The sequence below is a fragment of the Idiomarina sp. Sol25 genome (genome assembly GCF_033052775.1).
In the GTDB taxonomy this organism is placed as follows: Bacteria; Pseudomonadota; Gammaproteobacteria; order Enterobacterales; family Alteromonadaceae; genus Idiomarina.
On sequence record NZ_JAUPEW010000084.1, the window covers coordinates 1 to 295 of the forward strand.

A 295-nucleotide genomic window follows, 5' to 3' on the forward strand; every position below is an offset into this window, starting at 1 on the left:
TTGTTATTGCTGAGGTCGATGGTGTCGGTGCCGCTCACGTCGTAGATAGTCAGAGTCATACTGTTGGCGGGGTCGCGATCCGGAGAGTTGCGCCCCTCGAGCACCCCGAAGATATCATAGAGATAGCTGTCAGTGAGCGTGGTATTGGCGCCCCATGTGGTATCGCCCGCCGTTTCACTGCTTTCACCCGCGGCCCCATAGAGGTTCTGGATCGCCACGATGTCGGCCATTTGAGTGGTGACCATTTCGCCAATTGTGTCTGTGTTCGTGCTGTTATCGTCCTGGTCGTAGTAGG

1 protein-coding gene is annotated in these 295 nt (G+C 56.3%); it reads right to left on the reverse strand.

Going from position 1 to position 295, the window contains the following annotated elements; genetic code table 11:
• On the reverse strand, positions 1-230 hold a 230-nt coding region (locus tag Q5L94_RS13575), incomplete at its 3' end, for a hypothetical protein (RefSeq protein WP_317498890.1).
• Positions 231-295 lie beyond the last annotated feature (65 nt).